The sequence below is a fragment of the Methylotuvimicrobium sp. KM1 genome (assembly GCF_044788715.1).
Classification (GTDB): Bacteria; Pseudomonadota; Gammaproteobacteria; order Methylococcales; family Methylomonadaceae; genus Methylotuvimicrobium.
On record NZ_CP173170.1, the window covers coordinates 1,051,445 to 1,075,669 of the forward strand.

The 24,225-nt window shown below is 49.6% G+C and carries 24 protein-coding genes and 1 riboswitch; of the genes, 20 read left to right on the top strand and 4 right to left on the bottom strand.

What is annotated here, in order from left to right:
* Nucleotides 1-72: 72 nt before the first annotated feature.
* From ACINK7_RS04580 to ACINK7_RS04595, 4 genes are all read right to left on the bottom strand, one after another.
* A complete protein-coding gene (locus ACINK7_RS04580) occupies nucleotides 73-921 on the bottom strand; it encodes a hypothetical protein (RefSeq protein WP_404360116.1) in 849 nt (282 codons plus the stop codon).
* 218 nt (nucleotides 922-1,139) lie between these two features.
* On the bottom strand, nucleotides 1,140-1,982 hold the full coding sequence (locus ACINK7_RS04585) for a hypothetical protein (RefSeq protein WP_404360117.1): 843 nt from the start codon (nucleotides 1,980-1,982) through the stop codon (nucleotides 1,140-1,142).
* A 218-nt stretch (nucleotides 1,983-2,200) separates the two neighbouring features.
* A complete protein-coding gene (locus ACINK7_RS04590) occupies nucleotides 2,201-3,043 on the bottom strand; it encodes a hypothetical protein (protein WP_404360118.1) in 843 nt (280 codons plus the stop codon).
* A gap of 195 nt (nucleotides 3,044-3,238) precedes the next feature.
* Nucleotides 3,239-3,991, bottom strand: a complete 753-nt coding sequence (locus ACINK7_RS04595) for a hypothetical protein (RefSeq protein ID WP_404360119.1) — start codon at nucleotides 3,989-3,991, stop codon at nucleotides 3,239-3,241.
* Nucleotides 3,992-4,016: 25 nt separating this feature from the next.
* Nucleotides 4,017-4,106, bottom strand: a riboswitch (cyclic di-GMP riboswitch).
* 974 nt (nucleotides 4,107-5,080) lie between these two features.
* Between ACINK7_RS04595 and gspE the strand changes: the two genes are divergently transcribed.
* From gspE to ACINK7_RS04695, 20 genes are all read left to right on the top strand, one after another.
* Nucleotides 5,081-6,793, top strand: a complete 1,713-nt coding sequence (gene gspE / locus ACINK7_RS04600; protein WP_404360120.1) for a type II secretion system ATPase GspE — start codon at nucleotides 5,081-5,083, stop codon at nucleotides 6,791-6,793.
* Nucleotides 6,793-8,010, top strand: a complete 1,218-nt coding sequence (locus ACINK7_RS04605) for a type II secretion system F family protein (protein ID WP_404360121.1) — start codon at nucleotides 6,793-6,795, stop codon at nucleotides 8,008-8,010. Before gspE ends, ACINK7_RS04605 begins: the two co-directional genes overlap by 1 nt.
* A 216-nt stretch (nucleotides 8,011-8,226) precedes the next feature.
* A complete protein-coding gene (gspG, locus tag ACINK7_RS04610) occupies nucleotides 8,227-8,658 on the top strand; it encodes a type II secretion system major pseudopilin GspG (protein WP_404361413.1) in 432 nt (143 codons plus the stop codon).
* 9 nt (nucleotides 8,659-8,667) lie between these two features.
* Nucleotides 8,668-9,159 carry a GspH/FimT family pseudopilin gene (locus ACINK7_RS04615; RefSeq protein WP_404360122.1) on the top strand — a complete coding sequence of 164 codons (492 nt, stop codon included), beginning with the start codon at nucleotides 8,668-8,670 and terminating at the stop codon, nucleotides 9,157-9,159.
* 171 nt (nucleotides 9,160-9,330) lie between these two features.
* A complete protein-coding gene (locus ACINK7_RS04620; protein WP_404360123.1) occupies nucleotides 9,331-9,747 on the top strand; it encodes a prepilin-type N-terminal cleavage/methylation domain-containing protein in 417 nt (138 codons plus the stop codon).
* A gap of 6 nt (nucleotides 9,748-9,753) precedes the next feature.
* Nucleotides 9,754-10,530, top strand: coding sequence for a prepilin-type N-terminal cleavage/methylation domain-containing protein (locus ACINK7_RS04625; protein WP_404360124.1), 777 nt, complete (start codon nucleotides 9,754-9,756; stop codon nucleotides 10,528-10,530).
* Nucleotides 10,530-11,486 (top strand): general secretion pathway protein GspK, encoded by a 957-nt coding sequence (locus ACINK7_RS04630; protein WP_404360125.1) that lies wholly within the window; start codon nucleotides 10,530-10,532, stop codon nucleotides 11,484-11,486. The genes ACINK7_RS04625 and ACINK7_RS04630 overlap by 1 nt, the downstream gene beginning before the upstream one ends.
* Nucleotides 11,487-12,047: 561 nt before the next feature.
* Complete coding sequence (locus ACINK7_RS04635; protein ID WP_404360126.1) at nucleotides 12,048-13,160, top strand: PilN domain-containing protein; 1,113 nt, start codon at nucleotides 12,048-12,050, stop codon at nucleotides 13,158-13,160.
* The gene (gene gspM, locus ACINK7_RS04640) at nucleotides 13,141-13,728 is read left to right on the top strand and encodes a type II secretion system protein GspM (protein ID WP_404360127.1); all 588 of its coding nucleotides are present in this window, start codon (nucleotides 13,141-13,143) and stop codon (nucleotides 13,726-13,728) included. Before ACINK7_RS04635 ends, gspM begins: the two co-directional genes overlap by 20 nt.
* On the top strand, nucleotides 13,725-14,363 hold the full coding sequence (locus ACINK7_RS04645; protein ID WP_404360128.1) for a hypothetical protein: 639 nt from the start codon (nucleotides 13,725-13,727) through the stop codon (nucleotides 14,361-14,363). The genes gspM and ACINK7_RS04645 overlap by 4 nt, the downstream gene beginning before the upstream one ends.
* Nucleotides 14,356-16,539: a type II secretion system secretin GspD gene (gspD, locus tag ACINK7_RS04650; protein ID WP_404360129.1), complete on the top strand. Its 2,184-nt coding sequence runs from the start codon at nucleotides 14,356-14,358 to the stop codon at nucleotides 16,537-16,539. The genes ACINK7_RS04645 and gspD overlap by 8 nt, the downstream gene beginning before the upstream one ends.
* Before the next feature lie 115 nt (nucleotides 16,540-16,654).
* Entirely contained in the window at nucleotides 16,655-17,215 is a 561-nt protein-coding gene (locus ACINK7_RS04655) for an REP-associated tyrosine transposase (protein WP_404360130.1), read from the top strand.
* A gap of 224 nt (nucleotides 17,216-17,439) precedes the next feature.
* A complete protein-coding gene (gene nrdR, locus ACINK7_RS04660) occupies nucleotides 17,440-17,892 on the top strand; it encodes a transcriptional regulator NrdR (RefSeq protein WP_404360131.1) in 453 nt (150 codons plus the stop codon).
* 1 nt (nucleotide 17,893) lies between these two features.
* Nucleotides 17,894-18,985, top strand: coding sequence for a bifunctional diaminohydroxyphosphoribosylaminopyrimidine deaminase/5-amino-6-(5-phosphoribosylamino)uracil reductase RibD (ribD, locus tag ACINK7_RS04665; protein WP_404360132.1), 1,092 nt, complete (start codon nucleotides 17,894-17,896; stop codon nucleotides 18,983-18,985).
* A gap of 354 nt (nucleotides 18,986-19,339) precedes the next feature.
* Nucleotides 19,340-19,996, top strand: coding sequence for a riboflavin synthase (locus ACINK7_RS04670; protein ID WP_404360133.1), 657 nt, complete (start codon nucleotides 19,340-19,342; stop codon nucleotides 19,994-19,996).
* On the top strand, nucleotides 19,997-21,112 hold the full coding sequence (ribBA, locus tag ACINK7_RS04675) for a bifunctional 3,4-dihydroxy-2-butanone-4-phosphate synthase/GTP cyclohydrolase II (protein ID WP_404360134.1): 1,116 nt from the start codon (nucleotides 19,997-19,999) through the stop codon (nucleotides 21,110-21,112).
* Between the two features lie 652 nt (nucleotides 21,113-21,764).
* Nucleotides 21,765-22,241, top strand: coding sequence for a 6,7-dimethyl-8-ribityllumazine synthase (gene ribE, locus ACINK7_RS04680; RefSeq protein ID WP_014149346.1), 477 nt, complete (start codon nucleotides 21,765-21,767; stop codon nucleotides 22,239-22,241).
* Entirely contained in the window at nucleotides 22,241-22,693 is a 453-nt protein-coding gene (gene nusB / locus ACINK7_RS04685; protein ID WP_404360135.1) for a transcription antitermination factor NusB, read from the top strand. The genes ribE and nusB overlap by 1 nt, the downstream gene beginning before the upstream one ends.
* Nucleotides 22,680-23,621 carry a thiamine-phosphate kinase gene (thiL, locus tag ACINK7_RS04690; RefSeq protein WP_404360136.1) on the top strand — a complete coding sequence of 314 codons (942 nt, stop codon included), beginning with the start codon at nucleotides 22,680-22,682 and terminating at the stop codon, nucleotides 23,619-23,621. The genes nusB and thiL overlap by 14 nt, the downstream gene beginning before the upstream one ends.
* Nucleotides 23,602-24,114: a phosphatidylglycerophosphatase A gene (locus ACINK7_RS04695; RefSeq protein ID WP_404360137.1), complete on the top strand. Its 513-nt coding sequence runs from the start codon at nucleotides 23,602-23,604 to the stop codon at nucleotides 24,112-24,114. The genes thiL and ACINK7_RS04695 overlap by 20 nt, the downstream gene beginning before the upstream one ends.
* The last annotated feature ends 111 nt before the right edge of the window (nucleotides 24,115-24,225 follow it).

A 24,225-nucleotide genomic window follows, 5' to 3' on the forward strand; every position in this document is an offset into this window, starting at 1 on the left:
ATTGATGCTTGACTTTATTAAAACCACCCGGTTCAGTACCGAGTGGTTTTAATTCAGTCGTTAAGTTAATAATTAATTGCCAGCAGTAGTGACCAAGCTGCAGCTATTCAGTTCGGTATCAGGTGCGCTAGGAGTCACCTGAGAAACGGTCAAATTACCGTCTTGCCAGAACAGGCCGGGTTGACTGTAACCTACAGTTGACAGCGTAATGCGGCATGCGCCGACACCCACTAAACGGTCTTTTTGGAATACGGTACAGCCTTGTTGGCCGTTGTCGCGAACCGCTTTGGATTTTTGCCACCATTTGTTGACCGGATAGCCGGATTTTGACAGGACTTGCAAGCCGTAATCATAGATTTCATAAAATTCACCCGGACCGTAAGTGTTGCCGTGGTAAAAGTCTTTGATGGCAGCGCTATAGAATGTGTCAGGTCTTCCGTTTTGGCCTGCAACTCTTAAAGAGGTTCTTTCGTTGACCATCAAGTTATTAAGATGGTTGTAAGTGTATCTTCCGCGCAGGCTATCTACGGCAACGTTGTTCAAGATCCCAGCAATTGGAGCTTGTGTGACGTCGATGTTTTGACCAAAACCGGGAACCGGTGCTTGCAGGGCTGCTTCAAGTCTTACGCCGTTAAAAGAATTGACTTCGAGTTGATTGAAAGTGTGGCCGTCGACATAGGCGCTGACCGGCACCGAAAAAGGCGTGCATCCTTTTACATAAACAAGCGCTTCGGTGGCTTGCATGAGGCCTTCGTAAAGAGCGAAAGCCGCTCTTTCAGTGTCTCTCATATTGGTCATATTCAACAGAGGGGCTGCAGGTCCATTGTTGTATATGGCAGGAGCACCTGGAGGGTTGGCGCTGGCCAGAGTTGAAATGCCGAGCAATACGGCTGCTGCTGTGGTGGTGATTTTAGTTTTCATAAAAAACTCCTTTATTTTTTAAAGTATTTTTTGCCATGGTTGTTAAAATAATTGTTATATGTATGGCAATCGTTTTGGTTTTAACGAACACGAGCTCTATTCAATAAATGAATATTAAATAACAACTATCGATCAATCATTTTGTAATTTAATACCCATAAAGCTCGATTAAGGCAGAAAATACCGCCCGGTATTAAATCGGGCGGTTATAGGCTTGGTTATGGCGCCTGAATCAAGCTGCAGCCATTCAGTTCGGTATCAGGAGCGCTTGGAGTCACCTGAGAAACGGTCAAATTGCCGTCTTGCCAGAACAAACCGGGTTGACTGTAGCCTACGGTTGACAGAGTGATTCGGCATGCACCAACACCCACTAAACGGTCTTTTTGGAATACGGTACAGCCTTGTTGGCCGTTGTCGCGAACCGCTTTGGATTTTTGCCACCATTTATTCACAGGGTAGCCGGATTTCGATAGGGTTTGTAAGCCGTAATCATAGATTTCATAGAATTGGCCCGGCCCATAAGTGTTGCCATGGTAAAAGTCTTTGATGGCAGCGCTATAGAATGTGTCAGGTCTTCCGTTTTGGCCGGCAACTCTTAAAGAGGTTCTTTCGTTGACCATCAAGTTATTAAGATGGTTGTAAGTGTATCTACCGCGCAGGTTATCTACGGCAACGTTGTTCAAGATCCCAGCAATTGGAGCTTGTGTGACGTCGATGTTTTGACCAAAACCGGGAACCGGTGCTTGCAGGGCTGCTTCAAGTCTTACGCCGTTAAAAGAATTGACTTCGAGTTGATTGAAAGTGTGGCCGTCGACATAGGCGCTGACCGGCACCGAAAAAGGCGTGCATCCTTTTACATAAACAAGCGCTTCGGTGGCTTGCATGAGGCCTTCGTAAAGAGCGAAAGCCGCTCTTTCAGTGTCTCTCATATTGGTCATATTCAACAGAGGGGCTGCAGGTCCATTGTTGTATATGGCAGGAGCACCTGGAGGGTTGGCGCTGGCCAGAGTTGAAATGCCGAGCAATACGGCTGCTGCTGTGGTGGTGATTTTAGTTTTCATAAAAAACTCCTTTATTTTTTAAAGTATTTTTTGCCATGGTTGTTAAAATAATTGTTATATGTATGGCAATCGTTTTGGTTTTAACGAACACGAGCTCTATTCAATAAATGAATATTAAATAACAACTATCGATCAATCATTTTGTAATTTAATACCCATAAAGCTCGGTTAAGGCAGAAAATACCGCCCGGTATTAAATCGGGCGGTTATAGGCTTGGTTATGGCGCCTGAATCAAGCTGCAGCCATTCAGTTCGGTATCAGGAGCGCTTGGAGTCACCTGAGAAACGGTCAAATTGCCGTCTTGCCAGAACAAACCGGGTTGACTGTAGCCTACGGTTGACAGAGTGATTCGGCATGCACCAACACCCACTAAACGGTCTTTTTGGAATACGGTACAGCCTTGTTGGCCGTTGTCGCGAACCGCTTTGGATTTTTGCCACCATTTATTCACAGGGTAGCCGGATTTCGATAGGGTTTGTAAGCCGTAATCATAGATTTCATAGAATTGGCCCGGCCCATAAGTGTTGCCATGGTAAAAGTCTTTGATAGCAGCGCTATAGAATGTGTCAGGTCTTCCGTTTTGGCCGGCAACTCTTAAAGAGGTTCTTTCGTTGACCATCAAGTTATTAAGATGGTTGTAAGTGTATCTACCGCGCAGGTTATCTACGGCAACGTTGTTCAAGATCCCAGCAATTGGAGCTTGTGTGACGTCGATGTTTTGACCAAAACCGGGAACCGGTGCTTGCAGGGCTGCTTCAAGTCTTACGCCATTGAATGTTTGAACTTCGAGTTGATTAATGCCGTTGCCGTCAGAGTAGGCCGATACGGGCACCGAGAAAGGCGTGCATCCTTTTACATAAACAAGCGCTTCGGTGGCTTGCATGAGGCCTTCGTAAAGAGCGAAAGCCGCTCTTTCAGTGTCTCTCATATTGGTCATATTCAACAGAGGGGCTGCAGGTCCATTGTTGTATATGGCAGGAGCACCTGGAGGGTTGGCGCTGGCCAGAGTTGAAATGCCGAGCAATACGGCTGCTGCTGTGGTGGTGATTTTAGTTTTCATAAGAAACTCCTTTACTTTAAATTTAAAGTATGGTTGCCATGATTGTTATGGTAATCGCCGCATCCATGGCAAATGCGGTGATTAAAAGAGCTAAGTGCTCAATTTTATTAATTTATTTTTTCTGAGATTAATTTCCGGCTGATCCAGGCTGATAATCTGTATTACGCTTGAATGCCTTCGATTTCATTGTTTACATTACGCTAACTTTCTGCGCCAGGAAGTCACCAGTCCGATCATTGCTGTGCCCATCAGCCAAATAGCGCCTGGAACAGGTACATGGCTAACTGGTGCCGAGCATGAAGTGCAACTAGTGCCCATTACTTCAAAAAGATACGGCGATCCGTGTGCTCCAAGTGGATTCCAATAAGCGGCATAATACTGGCCGTCATGGCCGGCACCGTTATAAGACCATTCTATAGGAAACGACAGGCTTTCATTGCTGAGAAAGAGCCAATAGGCTGTGTTTGGTTGTAAAAGCGCGGCTTCATTGGGATCTTGCGAAGGTGCGTCGAACCAAACGTCATTGCCGCCAAAGTGTTCCAGCTGCACAAAGCTGTCGGGAATCGATAAGTCGAACAGCTTGTCTCCGGGAATGTGAGAATCCCCTCCCAAAAAGTTGTTGCTATAAACAGCTAGCGATATGCCGTCGTTTCCGGACGAATCCTTAAGAGAGACTAAGTCGCCTGAAAAGTGACCGCCGGACGCTAAAGATAGGCGGACGCTGTCTAATAAGCAGCCATTAGGGCAGTTAAAAGGATCTACCGTAAATCGGCCGGCTGCCCAATCAGGTTCGCCGCCCTCAAAAAAGGGCGCTACAAGCGATTCGCCGCCGGAATATCCAAAAGGGAAGGTGTCGTAGATAGAAACTGATGCAGAAGCGGTACCGGCAAAAAGGCCCAGTGCAACGGCAGCGCTTAATTTTTTTAACGGTGCTTTAATTTTCAACATAATTACCTCTAATATGTTTGAAATTAAGTGCGGCCAGACTATCTGATGGAAAATGGAGAGTATCAGACTCTTGGCTTTCCGCCCCCGCCTCGCGACGGGTAAGGCTTTTAACTTAATCGAGCTAAAAAATCCCTAGTGATTCAAGTTGTCTGGCTCGAGCAATTAAATGTGAGTATCGCCGAACCGTCCATAATCCAGGCATTATCCCAAATGCCTCATAAATTATTCGTTAGTTTCGTTAAAAAGCGCTTAAGGTAGAAAGTATTTCATACGTTAAATGCGCTTTGGCTTGCCATATAGTAGGTGCTTGTAATTGACAAGGTATTTTTTTGTTTTCGCATAAAACACGTGCATAGAGCGTGCCATCAGTCGATTTTGTTCTTTCAAGGCATTGAATTGTCAATTAAATAAAATGCATTTTGTGACGGAAGGCGCGTTTATTTTGGAAGCTTCATTTCGTGATGTAAAAATTATTGACAGTTTTATGTCTTAACAAAAGCTTAAAACGATTAAATCCGCCAAACGCCAAGAAAAGAAAATATGCATTGTTAATGAGAAGTATCAGCGTTTGTAGGGAAAAATTTGTAAGCAACTGAAAGACAAGGAAAGTATGGGGCGTCATTACAGGCTGTTTTATTCTTTGGGGCGCTTAGGCTTGCCGAAGGGCTGGGGGAAAAGGATGATGTAAAAAATTTTGACGAATGATGCAATAAATTGATCCAACTTAAAAACTGGATCTTATTTTGCTTGTAAAAGAATAAAGACGGATGTTAGTCGGTTTGTTTTTTTGCCTATCCGTTAATAAATTAATGTACGGAAAAACAGATACATATGAATGGCGGGGTATTTTTGGGAGTCTTGAAAGGCTAAATGATTTGCTTTGAGGTAAGTGTTAAATATTCTGACATAAGGCCGTATAAGAGAGGCTTATCTCGATACGGATAAAAGATTTTGACTCGTAAGGGCTTGGTTATTTCATAGTATTGAAATAGGTTATCATTGGCCTTGGGGCTTATCTTTTATTAACCTCAGCTTTAATTGCACCCATGGTTTATAATCTGCCCGAATCTATATAGCCAGGACTGTTCAATGGATTACTCAATTGCCAAGTACGCGCCTGAATACCATCCCTTTCTTAGTTATCTACAGCACCAAGATAAATTGACCGATGCCGAGCTAAAAAAGGTCGATCGGGTCATGCAGTCGACGGTGGCCGAAACCTTGCCGCATTTATTGATTAAGCTCGGTATTTGTTCGGAAAGCGATATCGCGGAAGCTTTTGTTGTAACGCATGACGTAGAAAAAGTCGGGGTCGAGGATTACCCGCTTGAAACGCCTCTGCCCAATCATGTGTCCCTGCGATTTCTGAAACAATTTCATGTAATCGGTTTGCGCAATACCGATGATGCAATTCATGTTGCGGTAATGGATCCGGAAAATCGCTTTGTGTTGGATGCGTTGCAACTGGCTACCGCTAAGCCGATTATTGCGAAAGTCGGAGTGATGTCGGAAATCGATGCCGCGCTCGAACTGCAATACGGCGAAGGTAAATCGCAAATGGATAAGCTATTTGCCAATCTCGAGACAGACGAGATCGGCGAAGAGGATCTGGAACACCTTAAAGATATGGCGAGTGAAGCGCCGGTGATCAAAATGGTTAATCTGATCATGCAGCGCGCGATTGAGAGCCGAGCTTCTGATATCCATATCGAGCCGTTCGAACAGCGCTTGAAAGTCCGCTTACGCGTCGACGGCGTGCTGCAAAATATCGATGCGCCGCCGGTAACATCGACCGCGGCCGTGCTTTCGCGCATAAAAATCATGGCCAAGCTCAATATCGCCGAGCGCCGATTGCCGCAAGACGGCCGAATCAAGCTGCAAATGCTGGGCAAGGAATTGGATTTGCGGGTCTCGACGATTCCCACCTTATATGGCGAAAGTGTCGTAATGCGCCTATTGGATAAAGAGGCGACGGTATTGGATTTTAAAGCCCTCGGGTTTGCGGGTAGGCAATACGAAAAATTTATCGAAGTATTGAGTCAACCGCACGGCATTATTCTGATTACCGGGCCGACCGGCAGCGGTAAATCAACTACCTTATATACAGCGCTTAAACAACTGAACACGGCCGAGCGTAAAATCATCACCGTCGAGGATCCGATCGAATATCAATTGGAAGGCATCAATCAAATTCAAGCCAAGCCGCAGATAGGATTGAATTTTGCCGCGGCGCTACGGTCCATCGTCAGACAAGACCCCGATGTAATCATGATCGGCGAAATGCGCGATATCGAAACCGCACGAATAGCCGTGCAATCGGCGTTGACCGGACATTTGGTATTGTCCACTCTGCATACCAACGATGCGGCAGGCGGTGTGACGCGTTTATTGGATATGGGCTTGGAAGAATACCTGCTGAGCTCGACGGTCAACGGAATTTTAGCGCAACGCTTGGTCAGAAAACTTTGTCCTCATTGTAAAACCGCTTATTCGGTCGATTCCGCATTGGCCGAAGAATTGAAGTTGAGACATTTTCAACCGGACGGCGATTTGGTCCTCTATAAAGCAACCGGCTGTCAGGCCTGCAACGGCCTAGGATATAAAGGGCGGATGTCGATCATCGAATTTTTGGTGATGACCGATCCCATTCGTCGATTGATCATGGCGCATGCGGAAGCCGGGGAAATTCACCGGTTGGCAATTGGCGAGGGAATGCTTACCATGTATGAAGACGGGTTGGTTAAAGCCTTGCAGGGCTTGACCACTCTGGAAGAAATTTTACGCGTGACGACGGAATCCTGATGGCACTCTATGCGTATAAAGCCGTAAACAATAACGGCGAAGTTGAAGAAGGTTTGCGTGAAGTCCCCGACGAAGGGGTTTTGATCGCCGAATTGCAAACGGAAGGTTTTATCCCGCTTCACGTTTCTTTATCGAAAGGCAGAACATTTCTCGGGTTAAGACTGGGGGCTAAACAGCTTAGGCTGTCGCAAAAAGAGGTATTGATGTTGACCGGCGAGTTGGCCACCTTGCTGGATTCGGGACTACCTCTCGACAAATCGCTTTCGGTGTTAATCGATTTGACCGAGGAAAATGAAAAACTGAGCAAATTGCTCGCGCGCGTATTGGAAAAAGTCAAAGGCGGGACGTCTCTTGCCGATGCCTTGCAGAGTCAAGCCGGCGTGTTCTCCAAATTTTATCTGAATATGATACGAGCCGGAGAAGCGGGCGGTAATCTGGGCGGCGTCTTGGTGCGCTTGGCTGACTATCTCGAGCGTTCGCGGGAGCTTAGGGATACGGTGAGCACCGCACTGATATACCCGATCATTTTAATGGTCATGTCGTTTGCGTCGTTGTTTGTGATGCTAACTTTTGTCGTGCCTCAATTTACCGAGATGTTCGAAAGCGCCGGCCAGGCATTGCCGGTGCCGACTCAGATTGTCGTGGGCTTGGCCAATTGGCTACAAAACTACTGGTGGTTATTGTTGGCGATAATAGTATCGGCCTATATTTATATGAATCATCAACTTGCCGAGCCTGCGTCTCGAAAAGGGTGGGATGCCCGGTTTCTAAAAATGCCGTTGGTGGGCAACATTTTGCTCGCGATGGAAACCGCCAACATTACCCGTACGCTCGGCACGCTGTTAGGAAACGGCGTATCGATCATCAGCGCGTTGACGATCGTCCGCGAGACCGTGTCGAACTTAACGCTGGTAGACGCGGTCAGAGATGCCGAAGAGCAGCTCAAACAAGGTCGTCATATGTCCGATGCTTTACTCGACAAGGGCGTTTTACCTAAAATGGCGATGCAAATGATCCGGATGGGGGAAGAAACCGGTCGTTTGGAAGAGATGCTGTTGCGTGTCGCGACGATTTACGACAAGCAGCTCAAAGTATCGATACAGCGTATGTTGGCGCTATTGGAGCCGGTGTTGATCATAACCTTAGGGCTCATGATTGCCGGTATCATTATTTCAATCTTGTTGGCAATTTTGAGTGTAAACGATTTGGCCTTTTAGGAAAAAAACATGAAACGATTGGGAATAAAACAATTGGGAATAAAACGACTAAGGAATATGCACAAAATAACTTCTACAAGTAGTAGGCTTTGCGGCGGTTTGGTGGCTCGCTTGACAGGACGCCGTGAATCCGTCCATGGAGGCTTGACGGCGGCTATCCCTGCCGCCGACACCTGTCAATCGAGCCACCAAACCCCTCCAGCAGTTGTCAGAGTTATTTCATGCTCATTCCGAAGAATTAAAAACAGCGGTTTTACCTTGCTCGAATTACTCGTGGTATTAGGCATTATTGCGATGTTGGCCGGTGTTGTCGGTCCGCAGGTCATGAAGCATATGGGGGCGTCGAAAACCAAGACCGCCATCGTTCAAATCGCTGATCTTTCAGCCGCGCTCGATATGTATAAGCTCGATGTCGGGCGTTATCCGACCACCGAACACGGTTTGCAGGTGCTGATCGAAAAACCTAATGACGTGGACCGTTGGAACGGTCCGTATTTACGGAAAAACCGGATTCCTTTGGATCCTTGGCAACAACCTTATTTTTATAAATCGCCTGGCGAGCATGGCAAATTCGATTTGTATACGTTCGGTGCCGATCAAAAAGAAGGGGGCGAAGGCGAGGATCAAGATATTGTCAGTTGGCAATAACGTTGCCCGGTGAGTATTTATTCGAGGTTGCCGGCGTCCTTTACAAAGATAGGATCGTACCCAGCGAATCGCGGGTTCACGATGATCGAACTGGCCGTAGTGCTGTTTATCATGGTGCTGGCCTTTGGCGCGGTTGGGATATCGATTTCATCCGGCAACGATGCCACGACGATTAAAACGGCGGCGCGAGATATGATTTCGGCCCTGCGTTATGCGAGAGGGCAAGCCTTGATGCTCGGCGAAGAGACGACCGTGACGATCGATTTCGGCGACAACACCTATTATATAAGTACTCGCGATAAGGTTTACCAGATTCCGCAAAATATCCAAGTCAGGCTTGTGACGGCGGAAAGCGAGTACAGCCAGGACGGTCGAGCCAGTGTCCGTTTCTTCGGCGATGGTTCTTCAACCGGCGGACGGCTGACGATGGAATTGGAGCAATGGGTGTGGCGCATCGAAATCAATTGGTTAACCGGATTGATCGATCTGACCGATGCCTAAGGAATATGCACAAAATAACTTTCCGAAACAGTAAGCTTTGTGGAGATTCTGCAGCAATTCCCAATTTTGAGATCAAAAAGGGTGTGGGGTATGCTTGGTGGCATCTCCCTGCCGCCGACACCTGCCAATCGAGCCGCCGAACCCCCTTCCGACATTTGATGAAGTTATTTCATGCTCGTTTCTAAGCAGCAAGGTTTCTCATTGATGGAAATACTTGTGGCCTTTGCAATTATGGCGATGGCCTTAGGTGTTTTGCTTCGGATTTTCTCGGGCGGTATCAATACCGCAATTGTTGCCGACGATTATTCGTCGGCCGTGCAAATCGCGGAATCTTTAATGGCGCGAGCGGGCGTGGAAACGCCGCTGCAAGCCGGTCAATTTTCAGGTACGGAATTCGACCGTTATGAATGGCTAGTTATCATCCGTCCGGCCGATTTTCAACTGCAACCTTCCGGTAATCAAAACGAATTGCCGCTATTGTATCGCATCGATGTTAGGGTTAGTTGGTCAGAAGAAGGTGCCGAACCGCGCGTTTTTGAATTAAAAACGCTACGTTTAGGACAGGCGGAAGCCGCAAGCAGTCGATAGCCGCCCATGTCTAAAACTCATTGCACATCGAAAAGCACTCATCACGAAGGTCGTGACAGCCAAGATGCTGTTACAATTCCAGCAGGGACTTTTTCACCGTTCCCTCGGGCCACGCTAACGGTTTCGAAGAATCAAGCCGGTTTTACTCTAATAGAAATTATGTTGGCCATGACCTTATTGAGCGTCATGATGGTCTTGCTATTCGGTACGCTCAGAATCAGCGCGCAAAGCTGGGAGGCGGGCGAGGGTAAAGTGGCTCAGAGCGGCGAAGCCGCGTTGGTCTATCAATTTTTTCGCAGGCATTTGGGCGTCACGCAACCGTTGTGGCAAGACTTTAACCCCGATCAAGAACGAGCCTTTTCGTTTGTCGGCAGAGCCGATGCCCTTCAGTTCGTATCGCCGCTTCCGGCCAGTGCAGCTCGCCCCGGCTTGCAGATGTTTAGCGTGTATTTACGGCAAATGGGCGGCGGTAAGTGGTTGACTGTTTCGGTTCAACCCTTCTTTCCGGAAGCGGAGGAGCAAGCGGCGCAGGATGAAGGTGTCGTAATTCTTAAGCATGTGAACTCTTTCCAGGTCAGTTATTTCGGGATGGACCCGGTTTCCGGAACGAACGGGTGGCAGGATGAGTGGGTGGATAGAGAAGCGTTACCGCGTTTGGTCAGAATTAGGATTGTCCGCGACAACGAATTATATTGGCCGGACATGTTTATCGCCTTAAAAGCCGCGGCGGATACCGCCGTCGGTCCCGAATTTTCGGACGTCATTGACCAGGGGTTCGATTAATGCGGCAAAAGGGTTTGGCATTGGTGTTGGTGCTTTGGGTGCTGACGTTGTTAACGATCATGGCCGGAAGTTTTGCGCTGAGTATGCGCCGGGAATCGTCTATAATGTTCGGTATGAAGACTAGGGCCGAGGCCCAAGCTTTTGCGGAGGCCGGCATTGCGGTGGCGGAATTGATGATGCTGGAAGAAGACCCGCTAAAACGTTGGGATGCCGACGGCCAAATTTATGAATTTAGTTTCGATGAGGCCGTGATTCGAGTCCGCATTCTTGCGGAAAACGGCAAGGTTGACATTAATCGGGCGGAATTGGATTTGTTACTCAAACTTTTGAGGTACGCACCGATAGAGGTCGATATGCAAACGCGGGTCGCCAACGCCATTATCGATTGGCGCGACCAGGATGACGAAGCACGAGAAGACGGCGCCGAGAAAAAAGAATATCAAGCGGCCGGCTTGAGATATGCCCCTCGTAACCAAGCATTCCAGTCTCTCGAGGAATTGCAAATGGTTTTAGGCGTGGATGCCGTGCTCTATGACTGGTTGGAGCCGTTTATTACGATCGACTCCGGTCAAGCGAGTGTCGATCTTGACAAGGCTTCGGCGGAATTGCGATATATGCTGGAAAGCGAGGACGACTTTGCCGTCAAGCCGATAACGGGCGAATCCGATGCCGAGAATGCCGTTCCTAGGGTCAGATCTTTTTCGCCGACTGAGCAGGGTGGCGAGATGCCGGGAGAATTCGAAATGCTGGGCGACGAGCAAGCGCAGCCCGGTACGCAGTCAAGCGGCGCGTTGACTATCGTTTCGGAGGCCATGGTCGGCGAGGGCGTCACGGCGGGTTTAAAGGTTTTGGTTAGGCGTTCGGATAACCCGGGCGAACTTTTTTCGGTGGCTCGATGGCAACCGATACATTCCAAAGTCCACTCTTTATTCGCCTATGAAATGGAAAATTATTGATGAGGGCCAAGCGCCGTGGCTTGCATAGGTCACGGTCAAAACGTGTAGAAGGGGTTTACAAACCCTGCTTGCCAAGGCCTACGGTTGATAGATGCCGAGCCAAAGCTCGTAACGGAAAAGACGCAAAATAACTTCCCCCTTTGAAAAAGGGGGATTGAGGGGGGGATTTATTTAAAAACCCAGTCCCGCCAAGGCGTCATTCCGCCAGGGATTGGCGGAATCCAGTGCCACGGATGGCAATGCAGGGCTTCATCATTGCGGGACGGATTATTTAACCCGTCCTGCCAAGGCCGTAGGGTGCGCATCGCGCACCTTTTCACGGTACCGTGCCTGACGATAAGTCCCGACCCAGGTGCGCGATGCGCACCCTACTATTGATGGACGCCGAGCCAAAGCTCGTGTAACGGAAAAGACGTATTATTGTCATTTTTTTCTTATAACCTAAGCTGTTTATGTAACACGGACAAATCGACTTTCATGAGACAGCTCGCCAGTCTTAACTTTAAATGAACAGTTCGTATTTTTACCCACTGAAACTCAACTAGAAACAAAACATGACCAATGCTGAATCTTGATGCGAACATTGATCTGGATGTAAAAAAGTTTTTTCGTTGGTGGGGAAGCGAGCTTTCTCATTTATTGCCTGAAGAGATCAAGAAAATTCTTGATCAGCAACAAAGTAAACTGATTTTACGGCCTCATGCCTCCACATTCTCGTTAACCTATGAAGTCGGCGAAGCGTGCGAAAACCTTGGCGAATTTTCAAGGGATGCGGCGGGAGTCGAGGCGATCAAGAAAATTTTGGCAAAAGATGCGCGCTACGAGAAAACCCAATTCATCGTGCGGCTTGCGCCTTCCGATGCGATTAGCAAGGAACTGACCTTTCCGATTGCCGCAGCGGAAAATTTACAGCAAGTGATTGCTTACGAAATCGATCGCCTGACCCCTTTTAACAAAGATCAAGTTTATTTTTCGGTCAAACTGGTCGAAAAAAACAAGCAGGCCGGCATCGTACGCCTCATTTTGGTGTTGACGCCAAAGGACAAATTGGATGCCGTATTGGATGAATTGACCGCATTGACGCTGCATCCGTCGCTAATCGACTACGAACCGGTAAGCAATCAACCGGAATCGGACGTCTCCCATTATAATCTCTTGCCGGAACACCGCCGGGAAAACAAAATACCTTGGCACAGCTATGTACACGGCGGTTTGGTCGCGTTGTTTTTTTTACTGCTAACCGTCGCGATGGTCTTGCCGGTTTGGTTGGAAAGCCGGGCTGTAGCGGCTCTCAGGGACGACATTGCGGTTATCGAAAAAGAAGCGAGAGTCGTTGAAAACATTCAATCGGAAATCGATACCATTATTGCGCGAGCACAACAATTGATCGCCAAAAAAAAGCAGTCGCCGGCAATCGTCGATATATTGAACACCCTCAGCGAATTGATAGAAGACGATACCTGGCTCAATTATTTGCGTTTTAACGAAGGTCGGCTACAGTTTCAAGGCCAATCGCCGGCTGCATCGGCACTCATCTCAAAATTGGAAAAATCGGAGTTATTTGTCAATGCCCGTTTCGTGTCGCCGGTCACTCGGGATAGATTGAGCGGTTTAGAGCGTTTTCAGCTATCCGTGGACATTAAAGCTAGGAGCGATGATGACACTACTCGATAAATACCCGCCGCAACGCCTAGCCGCCGTAGGCTTGTTGATTGCGGTCGTATTGATGGTGATCGGCTTTCTGGTGGTGCCCTTGATCAATGCCGCCTTGGACTTACGCGAAGAAAAACACGAGCTGCTGTTTCGTTTGGACCGCTATCAACGGATAACCGACAGAAAAGAAGCCGTGGCAGCCAATGTCGAAAAAATCAAGCAGGCCAATGCTGCACAAAGTTTTTTCAGCCGACACAAATCGGAGGCCCTGGCTTCCGCGGAATTACAGCAGTCGGTTAGAGCCGCGATTGCCAATGCCGGCGCCGAATTGATTAGTACTCAGGTTTTACCGAGTAAAACCGAAGGCCAATATAGTCGAATCGCGATAAAAATCAGAATGAACGGCGATATGGAAGCATTCCGCTCGGTTTTGCTGCAACTCGAATCGGCCGTGCCCTTCATAATGATCGACGACCTTGATATCCGTCCCGAACGAGGCAGGCGCAACCGGATAACCCGAAAGATCGAGCCTAGCAATAAAATGAACATCAGCTTTCAGGCTTCCGGCTTCATGGGTAAAGAGCCATGATCAATCCGGCATTAGTCAAATTACTGGGCGCTGCCTGCGCGGTTTTAATCGTTATTATTGCCGGCGAATGGTGGTATTGGGGGCAGGCGAACGGCATACCGGCCGGCGAAGTCCAAACCTTACCGACAGACTATGAGGCATTGGCGTTTCCGCAATTTCAAAGCGATCGGCAGAGCGAAGACCGATATAACGATTTGGTCAGTCGCCCGCTATTTATCGAAGGCCGGCGCCCGGCGCCCGAACCGGAACCGGAAAGAGAGTCGGAAACGAGTTCGGAAACCTTGGATTGGGAGCTGACCGGTATCTATACTGTTCAGCAGAAGCCCCATGTATTGTTACGAAGAATCAAGCCGCTACCCGATCAAAAAAACCATAAAAAAATGCCCGTGGAAGAAGAGGTCGACGGTTGGCGCTTAGTTGAAATTTTACCGGATAAAGCGATATTCGAAAGAGGCATGGAGCGGCAAGAATTGATTTTGAGAAAACCGAAACAAAAAGAACCGCCTCCCGGAAGACGCCCGCTTAAACCGCCACAGCGTCCGGCAGTGCCGCAGCTACCGCCGGCAGCTCCTCAAGCAACGCCGGACAACGGCTTAAGTGAACCTGATTCAGCAACAACTACACAAGATGAATAAAGTAAACCGAATCCACGCGACTGTTTTGGCATTGTTAACCCTATCGGTTACCGGGTGTGAATTGTTAGGCCCTCAGACCCGGCAAAAATTGTCTTTGCAGCAGCCCAAAGTCGACGACCTCGAAGCGCACCAAAAGTTTTTCGAACAATTGGGGGAAGAAACCAAAGCAGAAGATAAAGACAAGCTGCATGCCGAAATTTATCCAGGTTCCGGCCGTCCGGTCGGCGATACGATCGGGCGGCCGGGGCCGGCCAGAGGTCCGGGTTCTTTTAGTTTGAATTTCGACGAAGCTGACCTTGGCGAGGTCGCGAAGGTCATTATCGGCGACATTTTGGGGAAGAATTATGTGTTGAGCCCTAAAGTCGCCGGCAAGGTCACCCTGCAAACGACCCAGCCGTTGACCCGCGAGCAAGTGCTGCCGACGCTGGAAATGTTGTTGAGCATGAATAGCGCGGCCTTGGTCAAGGACGAGGGCGGCGTTTATCATATCGAACCGGCAGCCGATGCCCTCTATACCTCGGCCTTGTCGCTGGCCGATCGGCGCGGGCGTGTATTGCCGGCCGGTTATCAAGTCAGCGTCATTCCGGTCAGGAACGTCGGCGTCGACAATATCGTCGAAATACTCAAGCCGCTGATGCAAGAAAAAACCCTGTTGCATGCCGACCCTTCCAGAAACCTGTTGCTGGTGGGCGGCACCGCGGCCGAGTTGTTGCGCGTACAAGAAATCGTCGGGATTTTCGATGTCGATATGATGCGCGGTCGGTCGTTCGCGCTGTTTCCGTTGACGCATGTCGACCCGCCGACCTTGATCGAAGAACTGGAACAAATTTTCGATAAAAAAGCCAAGGAGGATGAAAGCCAATTTTTCCGCTTCATCGCGATCGAGCGCATGAATGCGATTCTGGCGATCACGCACCAATCGCGTTATCTGAGCGACATCGAAAACTGGATCATCCGGCTTGATCGGGCGCAGTCGGCGACCGGCGGCGGCGTCAATGTCTATAAAGTACAGCATGTAGATGCCGTGCAATTAGCCGCGACCCTGAGCGAAATCTACGGCGTCCCGGCTTCCCAAGTCGGCATGGGGCAGGCTTCTGTCGCGGCGGGGCGAAGATCGGTGGAAGTCACCAGTCGTCCGCAACAGAGTGGCGGACTAGGAGGGCGAAGCAGCCAGATTCGCCAAGTACAACGTCCGATGCAAACGCCCGGCATGGCTGCAGGTACCGGGGTCAAGGTCAAGGGCGTCGAGGACGTGCGCATCATCCCCGACGAAATCAACAACTCGCTCGTGATCGTCGCGACCGCGCAGGAATACAACGTGATCAAAGGCGTGATCAAGCAATTGGACGTGATGCCATTACAGGTCTTGATCGATGCGACGATTGTAGATGTGACTTTGACGGATAGGTTGCAATACGGCATACGATGGTTTTTTGAACATGGCGATGGCGCTGTTAGTGGAGGCGGGGCTACGAGTATTGTTGATACTGTTACTCCAATTGCTTTAGGCGCGGTATCGGGCGGATTCGGCTATGCTTTTTTGGCAAAGGATGTTAAAGCGGTTTTGAACGCAGAAGCCTCTAAAGGCAATACCAATGTCATTGCATCTCCATCATTAATGGTGCTTAATAATCAGGAAGCGTCGATACAAGTCGGTAGAGAGATATCGCTGAGAACGGGCTCGACAACCCCTGTTGGTCCTGGCGCAGGGGGGTTAGATGCTGCGCTTATTCAAACCCAACAATTGCAGCAGCGGCAAACCGGCGTCAAATTGAAAATCAAACCCCGGGTCAATGCCGGCGGTCTAGTCATCATGGAAATCGAGCAGAGTGTAGAAAATGTCCTCATAGGTGAAGCAAATACTAGTACCACAGGCAATCCGGACATACAAACCCGAGAAATCATGAGTTCGGTCGCGGTACAAAGCGGTGAAACACTTGTGTTGGGTGGTCTAATACAAGAGGATAATGGTTTTGGAAAAGCGGGGGTTCCTTGGTTGCATGAATTGCCGCTGATTGGGGCTTTATTTGGTAGTACATCTTATGATAATACAAAAACCGAATTGGTTATCCTATTGACCCCTCGAGTCGTCACCGGACGCCAAGATGCTAGATTGGTCACCGACGAATTCAAGCGCAAACTGACCGGCATTTACCACATCGAACCAATCGAGTAGGCTGCGCATCGCGCACCTTGCCACGGTGCCGAATCCAACGAAACGTCGCGGCACCGAATCCGGTGCGCGATGCGCACCCTACATTTAACGAAATCATTTATTTGTGGAGGATGGTATGGCCGATTATCGGCGCTGTTATGTGCCAGGAGGAACCTATTTCTTCACGGTGGTTACAGTCCGTCGCGCGGAAATTTTGGCAAACGACCGGGCAAGGGATTGTTTGCGTAACGCGATCCGCTATTGCCGTTCGGAGCTACCCTTTCAAATCGATGGATTGGTAATGTTGCCGGATCATGTTCATGCAATATGGACAATGCCGGCAGACGACTGTGATTATTCGAAACGTTGGGGTATTGTTAAAAAACGCTTCACACAAATTTGGTTGGAATCTGGCGGCCCGGAGCAAACAATCAGCGCTTCGCGTTTACGCAGACGAAGACGCGGCATTTGGCAGCCGCGTTTTTGGGAGCATCTCATACGCGACGAACGGGATTACCACAATCATTTCGATTATCTGCATTTCAATCCGGTGAAACATGGTTTGGTTGAGAATGTGGTTGATTGGCCGTATTCATCGTTCCATTATTGGGTAAAACAAGGCGTTTATACTGCCGATTGGGGGTCGAGCGCTAAAGAGCATGAGGTGCTCTCAAGCATACAATGCGAAGGTGAATAACCGTAGGGTGCGCATCGCGCACCATTTGACGGCGTCGAACTCCATTACACAGTACCAGACCCAGGTGCGCGATGCGCACCCTACCTTTAACGAAATCATCGCGAAGATATCCATGCCTAATCGCCCCTATCCCGAAATAAATTACGGTAAGCGTGCTTAATTGTTATAAAATAATGAGTTTTTCAACGACTCGATATTTTTCAATGGTAATCGGCGATTAAATTATGCGATGTCCCTTTTGTTCGGCGCAAGATACCCGAGTGATCGATTCCAGATTGGCGAATGAAGGCGATCAAGTCCGAAGGCGCCGCGAATGCTCGGTCTGTAAGGAACGTTTTACGACTTTCGAACAGGCCGAGTTGAGTCTGCCGCGCGTGATCAAACGAGGCGGCGCAAGAGAGCCTTTCGACGAACAAAAACTTCGCGCCGGTATGTTGCGTGCCTTGGAAAAGAGGCCGGTGGACAGTGATGCGATCGAGCAGGCCATTAGTCGGATCATCAAAGAGTTGGCGACGAAAGGCGAGCGCGAGATAAAGGCTCATGAATTGGGTGAAAAAGTCATGAAGGAGCTCAGCATGCTCGATCATGTCGCCTATGTCAGATTCGCTTCGGTCTATCGAAGTTTCGAGGATGTCAGCGAATTTACCGATATGATCGAGCATTTGAAGCGGCAATAAGATGACTTCAGTGTGGCATCCGGACGAATTTTACATGGCCCGGGCGATTCAATTGGCGCATAACGGCCTGTACACGACGCAACCGAATCCGCGTGTCGGTTGCGTGTTGGTCAAGGATGGCTCGATTATCGCCGAAGGTTGGCATGCTCGGGCCGGCGAAGGTCATGCCGAAGTCGAAGCGCTCAAGCGAGCGCAAAGTCCCGAAGGGGCGACGGTTTATGTTACCTTGGAGCCTTGCAGTCATCACGGGCGCACCCCGCCTTGTTGCGAGGCCTTGATCAAAGCCGGCGTAGTCCGAGTTGTTGCGGCCATGCAAGATCCTAACCCTCTGGTTTCCGGTCGAGGTTTGACGAGATTAAATGACGCCGGTATCGATGTGCGCTGCGGTGTTTTGCAAAACGAAGCGATGAAACTGAATCCGGGCTTCATTAAACGCATGCAAACGGGTTTGCCGTTTGTACGCGGCAAGTTGGCGATGAGTTTGGACGGACGCACCGCGATGGCTTCCGGCGAGAGTAAATGGATCACTTCGGATCAATCCAGAGCCGATGTACATCGATATCGCGCCCGCAGTTCGGCGATTTTGACCGGTATCAATACGGTGTTGGCCGACGATCCGGCCTTGAATGCGCGGGTCGAATTCGAAACCCTGCAGCCGGCCAGAGTCGTGCTCGATACCCGTCTTAGGATGCCGCCGACTGCGCGTTTATTGACATTGCCGGGCCGCAATGTGCTTGTGACTTGTTCCCAGGACAGAAGTAAAATCGATGCGCTGCAACAATTAGGCGCAGAAGTGTATTGCGTTGCCGAGCGAAGCGGCAAGGTCGATTTGTCCGCCGTGATGGATTTGTTGGGGCGATTGCAGTTTAACGAGATATTTATCGAAGCAGGCCCGACCTTGAGCGGGGCTTTGTTAGCCGAAAATCTTGTAGACGAATGGCTCATCTACATGTCGACTAATGTATTGGGTGATGAAGGCCGAGGGTTGTTCCGTTTGCCGGGGCTTGAAAAAATGGCCGATAAAAAACATTTAAGCGTATGCGATATCAGACAAATAGGGCCGGATATCAGGCTGACGCTGAAGCCGGATTGAAAACACGTAGCCCGTATGTACTGTAGTGAATTACGCGAAGTTCTTTGCCTAGGCCTCACTGCCATTAAGTTAAGCCATCACGGAATTAAGTAATGCTTGTATCCAGGATCTACTTTGCCTCAAAAGCTTGCCATCCTTGGCACTGGATTCCGCCAGTCCATGGCGGAATGACGGGCTTCCCTTAGCTTAATGGCAGTGGTGCCTAGGCCTCCCGGATTTCGTTTCACTTCATCCGGGCTACTACGCCTTTTTAAGCAAGTCGGTCGAGCCAAGTATTGCACAACGGCCTAAAATGCGTTTATCTTTTCACTATTCACTATTCACTATTCACTATTCACTATTCACCGCTCCCCTATGTTTACAGGTATTATTCTGGCAATCGGCAGCATTGCCGCGATCGAACCTAAAGCCGGCGATTGCCGACTTAAAATAAGCACCGGCAAGTTGCCGCTGGCCGACGCTCAATTGGGTGATAGCATTGCAGTCAACGGTGTTTGCCTAACTGCGGTCGAGTTGGGCCGGGATTATTTTTATGCCGACGTATCGAACGAAACGTTGGCGCGCACGACCTTGAAAACGGCTAGGGTGGGCACGCGGGTCAATCTGGAATTGGCATTGATGCCGTCGACACGCATGGGCGGGCATATTGTTAGCGGTCATGTCGACGGTATCGGTACGGTACTCGATAAACACTCCGACGGCCGCTCTTATCGTTTTCGCTTCAAGGCGCCGGACAATCTGGCGAAATATATCGCTGAAAAAGGTTCGATTTGTATCAACGGCATTAGCTTGACCGTCAATGAAGTCGACGGCGCGGTGTTCGGCGTCAATATCGTGCCGCATACTCTACAGGAAACGACGCTTGGCGATACCGAAGCCGGTGATAAAGTGAATCTCGAAGTCGATTTGCTGGCCCGCTACCTGGAGCGCTTGATGGCCGGCGATTCGGCGGCGCGCTGCAAGGGCGGCGTGACCGAACAATTATTGAAAAGCAGTGGTTTTCTAAACTAAATGAATACAATCGATGAAATTATAGAGGACCTGCGCCAGGGCAAAATGGTTATTATCATGGATGATGAAGACCGCGAGAACGAGGGCGATCTGGTCATGGCGGCGACTTTTACTCGTCCTGAGGATGTCAACTTCATGGCCCGCTACGGGCGAGGTTTGATATGCCTGACTTTAAGCCGGGAACGTTGCCGGCAGTTGCGCTTGCCCTTGATGGTCAATGAAAACAAGACTGCGCATTCGACCAATTTTACCGTGTCGATCGAGGCGGCTAAGGGCGTTACGACCGGCATTTCGGCGGCCGACAGAGCGCGCACGATCCAGGCTGCGGTCGCGTCCGATGCGCGCGCCGAAGACTTGGTGCAGCCCGGTCATGTCTTCCCGTTGATGGCGCAGTCCGGCGGTGTATTGAATCGCGCCGGTCATACCGAGGCCGGTTGCGATTTGGCGCGTTTGGCCGGTGTGGAACCAGCTGCAGTGATCGTCGAGATTCTAAACGACGATGGCAGTATGGCTAGGCGGCCGGATCTCGAGAAATTCGCCGAGCAGCATCAGTTGAAAATCGGTACGATAGCAGACTTGATCCATTACCGCATTCAACATGAAAATACGCTCGAGCGTATTAGCGAATGCGATTTTCCGACCGAGTTCGGCGATTTCCGTTTGTATGCGTATCAGGACCAAAATGACAATAAGCTGCATTTGGCCTTGGTCATGGGGCAGGTGGCGGGCGACGACCCGGTTCTAGTTCGAGTGCATGGCCGTAATTTATTGGACGATTTGTTTTCGTCGAAACGTAATGAAAATAGCGTATCCTTGCGCGATGCGATGCGGATTATCGCCGATGAAGGGCGAGGCGTGATTGTCGTGATTCGGCAAAACGAGGACAATAAGTCGTTAGTTGAGCATATTCACCAGTATCAAATGCAGGATAACGGCGTGGTGAATCCGGCATCGACAGACAGCGTCGGCGATTGGCGCTCGACCGGAACGGGGTCGAGAATCCTTGCGGATTTAGGCGTGCACCGCTTAAAGGTGATCGGCACGCAGAAAAAATATATCGGTTTGGCGGGCTTCGATTTGGAAGTCGTCGATTATGTGGGTAAGAACGGTATTTAAATTTAGTCGCGACGAAGGCAGAGCGCTCTTCATTCCCACGGAGAACCGCTCATTGTTATACATAAAATGTAGGGTACGCTGCGCGTACCAAAGACGTGCCCCTGCCGGCTCGGTTGGCACATGAATATTGCGGGGTTACCATGGTACGTACAGCGTACCCTACGCGGATCGCCTAGCGCTAGGTGAGGGATGGCCGAGAGTGCCAAGTGACAGTAAAGGGTATCGAGGTCTCATTTCCTAGCTCTCACGGGGGTATCCGCTCATCGTTATATATAAATTGTAGGGTACGCTGCGCGTACCAAAGCCATGCCCTGGCGGTTCGGTTGGTACATGAGTATCTTGGGGTCACCATGTTACGCACAGTGTACCTTACGGGGCTACCGATCCTACTTCGGCAACCCATATATTGGTGTCTACGAAAGACAGTTAAAACCGGAAAATAAGTCATGCTTGCTTTAGGCTCCTGTGAGTCTCAAAAGCATGCCATCCATGGCACTGGATTCCGCCAGTCCATGTCGGAATGACGGGTTTTTCATCATTCCCGCGCGCCGTTAAAACGGCGATTACGGATCTCACGGCAATGTGTGAGAAGTTAACGGAAACGGTCTTGACAAGATCGTTTCTATCGAAAAACAAGAGAAAGAGAGTTTAGATGTCGGCTATTAAAACCTATGAAGGCCATTTGTCAGTAAAGGGCGGGAAGTTTTGCATCGTTGCATCCCGCTTTAACAGTTTTATCGTCGAGCAGCTAGAAGCCGGCGCTATCGATGCGTTGGTCCGTCACGGCGCCAATCGAGACGATATTTGTCTGGTCAAGGCGCCGGGTGCATTCGAACTGCCGATGGTGGTGCAACGCATTGCCGCCGGTAAACAATACGATGCGATCATTGCCTTGGGCGCGGTGATCCGAGGCGGCACGCCGCATTTCGAATATGTCGCCGGCGAGTGTGTCAAAGGCTTGGCGTCGGTTTCGCTGCAATACGATGTGCCGGTCAGTTTCGGCGTGTTGACGGTCGATACGATCGAGCAAGCAATCGAGCGTGCGGGAACCAAGGCCGGTAACAAAGGCGCGGAAGCGGCAATGTCGGCATTGGAAATGGTTAATTTGTTCCAGCAGTTGGAAGCCTGATGAGTCAAGCGCGTACCAATGCGAGAAAAGCCGCCGTGCAAGCGTTGTATCAGTGGCAAATGACCGGTCAAAACCTCAGTGCGATCGAAATGCAGTTTTTGGAAGAAGAGCGCTTGAAAGATGCTCAAAAAAGCTATTTCAACGAATTGTTTCATGGCATTCCGAAAAGCCTCGATGTCATCGACGAAACGTTGACGCAATTCGTCGATCGTCCGGTCGAGGCGATCGATCCGGTCGAGCGGGCAATTTTGAGAATCGGCGTGTATGAGCTATTGAATCGGCTCGACATGCCTTATCGTGTCGTACTTAACGAGAGTATCAATCTAGCCAAATGCTTCGGTGCCGATGGCAGTCATCGTTATGTCAACGGCATACTCGATAAAGTGGCTCAACAAAAACGGGCCGTGGAAATTCAAGCAAAGAATAAAAAAGCCTCGGATGCCAACGGCTGAATTTGACCTGATCGAGCGATTTTTCGCCGGGAAAAAATCGTTGAATGCGGTAACCGAGTTAGGCATCGGCGACGATTGCGCATTGTTAAACGTGCCGGCCGGTTGTCGATTAGCGGTAACCGCCGATACGATGGTCGAGAATGTGCATTTTCTGGCCGGTGCCGATCCATGCGATTTAGGTTATAAATTGCTGGCAGTCAATTTGAGCGACTTGGCCTCGATGGGTGCCGAGCCGATTGCCGTAACCTTGGCGTTAACATTGCCTGACGTCGACGAATCCTGGCTCGAACGATTCGCCGAAGGTTTTTTCGAATTGGCCGCTCATTACCGCATCGATCTGGTCGGAGGCGATACGACATCCGGTCCGTTGACGCTAACGGTACAGGCCATGGGCGTCGTTCCGGAAGGGCAAGCTTTACGGCGCTCGGGCGCGCGTCCCGGCGATGGTATCTATATGACCGGTAAGCTCGGCGATGCCGGGTTAGGTTTAAAAATTGCCCAAGGTGATTTTTGCAATACTCAGCGGCATGATTCGCTCGAACGATTTAACCGGCCGAAGCCGCGTGTCGAGGAAGGGCTGGCATTACGCAATATCGCGGGAAGTTGTATCGACGTGTCCGACGGTTTGGCGCAAGATTTAGGTCATATTTTGAAACAAAGCAGCGTCGGCGCTTGTCTCGATTGGGAGAGTTTGCCGTTTTCGGGTGCTGTTAAGGCTTATATCGAGACAACCGGCGATTGGACTATGCCGCTACGTGCCGGAGACGATTATGAATTATGTTTTACCGTGCCGGCTGATAAAGCGGCATCATTGACAGGAAGCTATACGCGTATCGGCGTTATCGAGGATAGCCCGGGACTGAGAATTCATCGTCTCGGCACGACGGAATTGTTGAGGGTACAAGGTTTTGAGCATTTTTCTCACTGAAAAGATAGGTAAAAATCAATTAACGGCTAAGACAATATTGACCGATCCGGTGTTGTTTTTGGCTTTCGGTTTCGGTTCGGGCTTGTTTAAAAAAGCGCCCGGAACGATGGGAACGGTGGCGGCCATTCCGGTTTGTTGGTTGTTTGCGCTTGCCGGTAATTATTTTTATTACGCTTTGACGCTGGCGGCCGTGATCGCGGGTGTCGGAATTTGCGGAATGGCCGCTAAGAAATTAGGCGAACATGATTTCGGCGGTATCGTCTGGGACGAAGTTGCAGGCTTGTTGGTAACGATGTTTTGGGTGCCGTTTAGTTGGCCGGCGTTGCTTGTCGGTTTCGTGTTGTTTCGGTTGTTTGATATAGTGAAGCCCTGGCCGATTATCTGGGTCGATCGCAAGGTAAGCGGGGGCTTAGGTATCATGCTCGATGATATTTTGGCCGGCATTCTGTCCGGGGTTATTCTTTTGATTATCGTGGATATGGGCTGGTTATAAGTTTTATTGCGAGGCGTTGGCTGGGCTGTCGAAAAACGCCATTTTAGCTAATTTCTGCATTCCCGCTTTTTAATCTCAAAATATCTTGGATATTGTTGGTGATCATAGGCT

Coding starts and splice junctions, on each gene's coding strand:
- ACINK7_RS04580 (WP_404360116.1), bottom strand. CDS start 921: ATGAAAACTAAAATCACCACCACAGCAGCAGCCGTATTGCTCGGCATT.
- ACINK7_RS04585 (WP_404360117.1), bottom strand. CDS start 1,982: ATGAAAACTAAAATCACCACCACAGCAGCAGCCGTATTGCTCGGCATT.
- ACINK7_RS04590 (WP_404360118.1), bottom strand. CDS start 3,043: ATGAAAACTAAAATCACCACCACAGCAGCAGCCGTATTGCTCGGCATT.
- ACINK7_RS04595 (WP_404360119.1), bottom strand. CDS start 3,991: ATGTTGAAAATTAAAGCACCGTTAAAAAAATTAAGCGCTGCCGTTGCA.
- gspE (WP_404360120.1), top strand. CDS start 5,081: ATGGATTACTCAATTGCCAAGTACGCGCCTGAATACCATCCCTTTCTT.
- ACINK7_RS04605 (WP_404360121.1), top strand. CDS start 6,793: ATGGCACTCTATGCGTATAAAGCCGTAAACAATAACGGCGAAGTTGAA.
- ACINK7_RS04620 (WP_404360123.1), top strand. CDS start 9,331: ATGCTCGTTTCTAAGCAGCAAGGTTTCTCATTGATGGAAATACTTGTG.
- ACINK7_RS04625 (WP_404360124.1), top strand. CDS start 9,754: ATGTCTAAAACTCATTGCACATCGAAAAGCACTCATCACGAAGGTCGT.
- ACINK7_RS04630 (WP_404360125.1), top strand. CDS start 10,530: ATGCGGCAAAAGGGTTTGGCATTGGTGTTGGTGCTTTGGGTGCTGACG.
- ACINK7_RS04635 (WP_404360126.1), top strand. CDS start 12,048: ATGCTGAATCTTGATGCGAACATTGATCTGGATGTAAAAAAGTTTTTT.
- gspM (WP_404360127.1), top strand. CDS start 13,141: ATGATGACACTACTCGATAAATACCCGCCGCAACGCCTAGCCGCCGTA.
- ACINK7_RS04645 (WP_404360128.1), top strand. CDS start 13,725: ATGATCAATCCGGCATTAGTCAAATTACTGGGCGCTGCCTGCGCGGTT.
- gspD (WP_404360129.1), top strand. CDS start 14,356: ATGAATAAAGTAAACCGAATCCACGCGACTGTTTTGGCATTGTTAACC.
- ACINK7_RS04655 (WP_404360130.1), top strand. CDS start 16,655: ATGGCCGATTATCGGCGCTGTTATGTGCCAGGAGGAACCTATTTCTTC.
- nrdR (WP_404360131.1), top strand. CDS start 17,440: ATGCGATGTCCCTTTTGTTCGGCGCAAGATACCCGAGTGATCGATTCC.
- ribD (WP_404360132.1), top strand. CDS start 17,894: ATGACTTCAGTGTGGCATCCGGACGAATTTTACATGGCCCGGGCGATT.
- ACINK7_RS04670 (WP_404360133.1), top strand. CDS start 19,340: ATGTTTACAGGTATTATTCTGGCAATCGGCAGCATTGCCGCGATCGAA.
- ribBA (WP_404360134.1), top strand. CDS start 19,997: ATGAATACAATCGATGAAATTATAGAGGACCTGCGCCAGGGCAAAATG.
- ribE (WP_014149346.1), top strand. CDS start 21,765: ATGTCGGCTATTAAAACCTATGAAGGCCATTTGTCAGTAAAGGGCGGG.
- nusB (WP_404360135.1), top strand. CDS start 22,241: ATGAGTCAAGCGCGTACCAATGCGAGAAAAGCCGCCGTGCAAGCGTTG.
- thiL (WP_404360136.1), top strand. CDS start 22,680: ATGCCAACGGCTGAATTTGACCTGATCGAGCGATTTTTCGCCGGGAAA.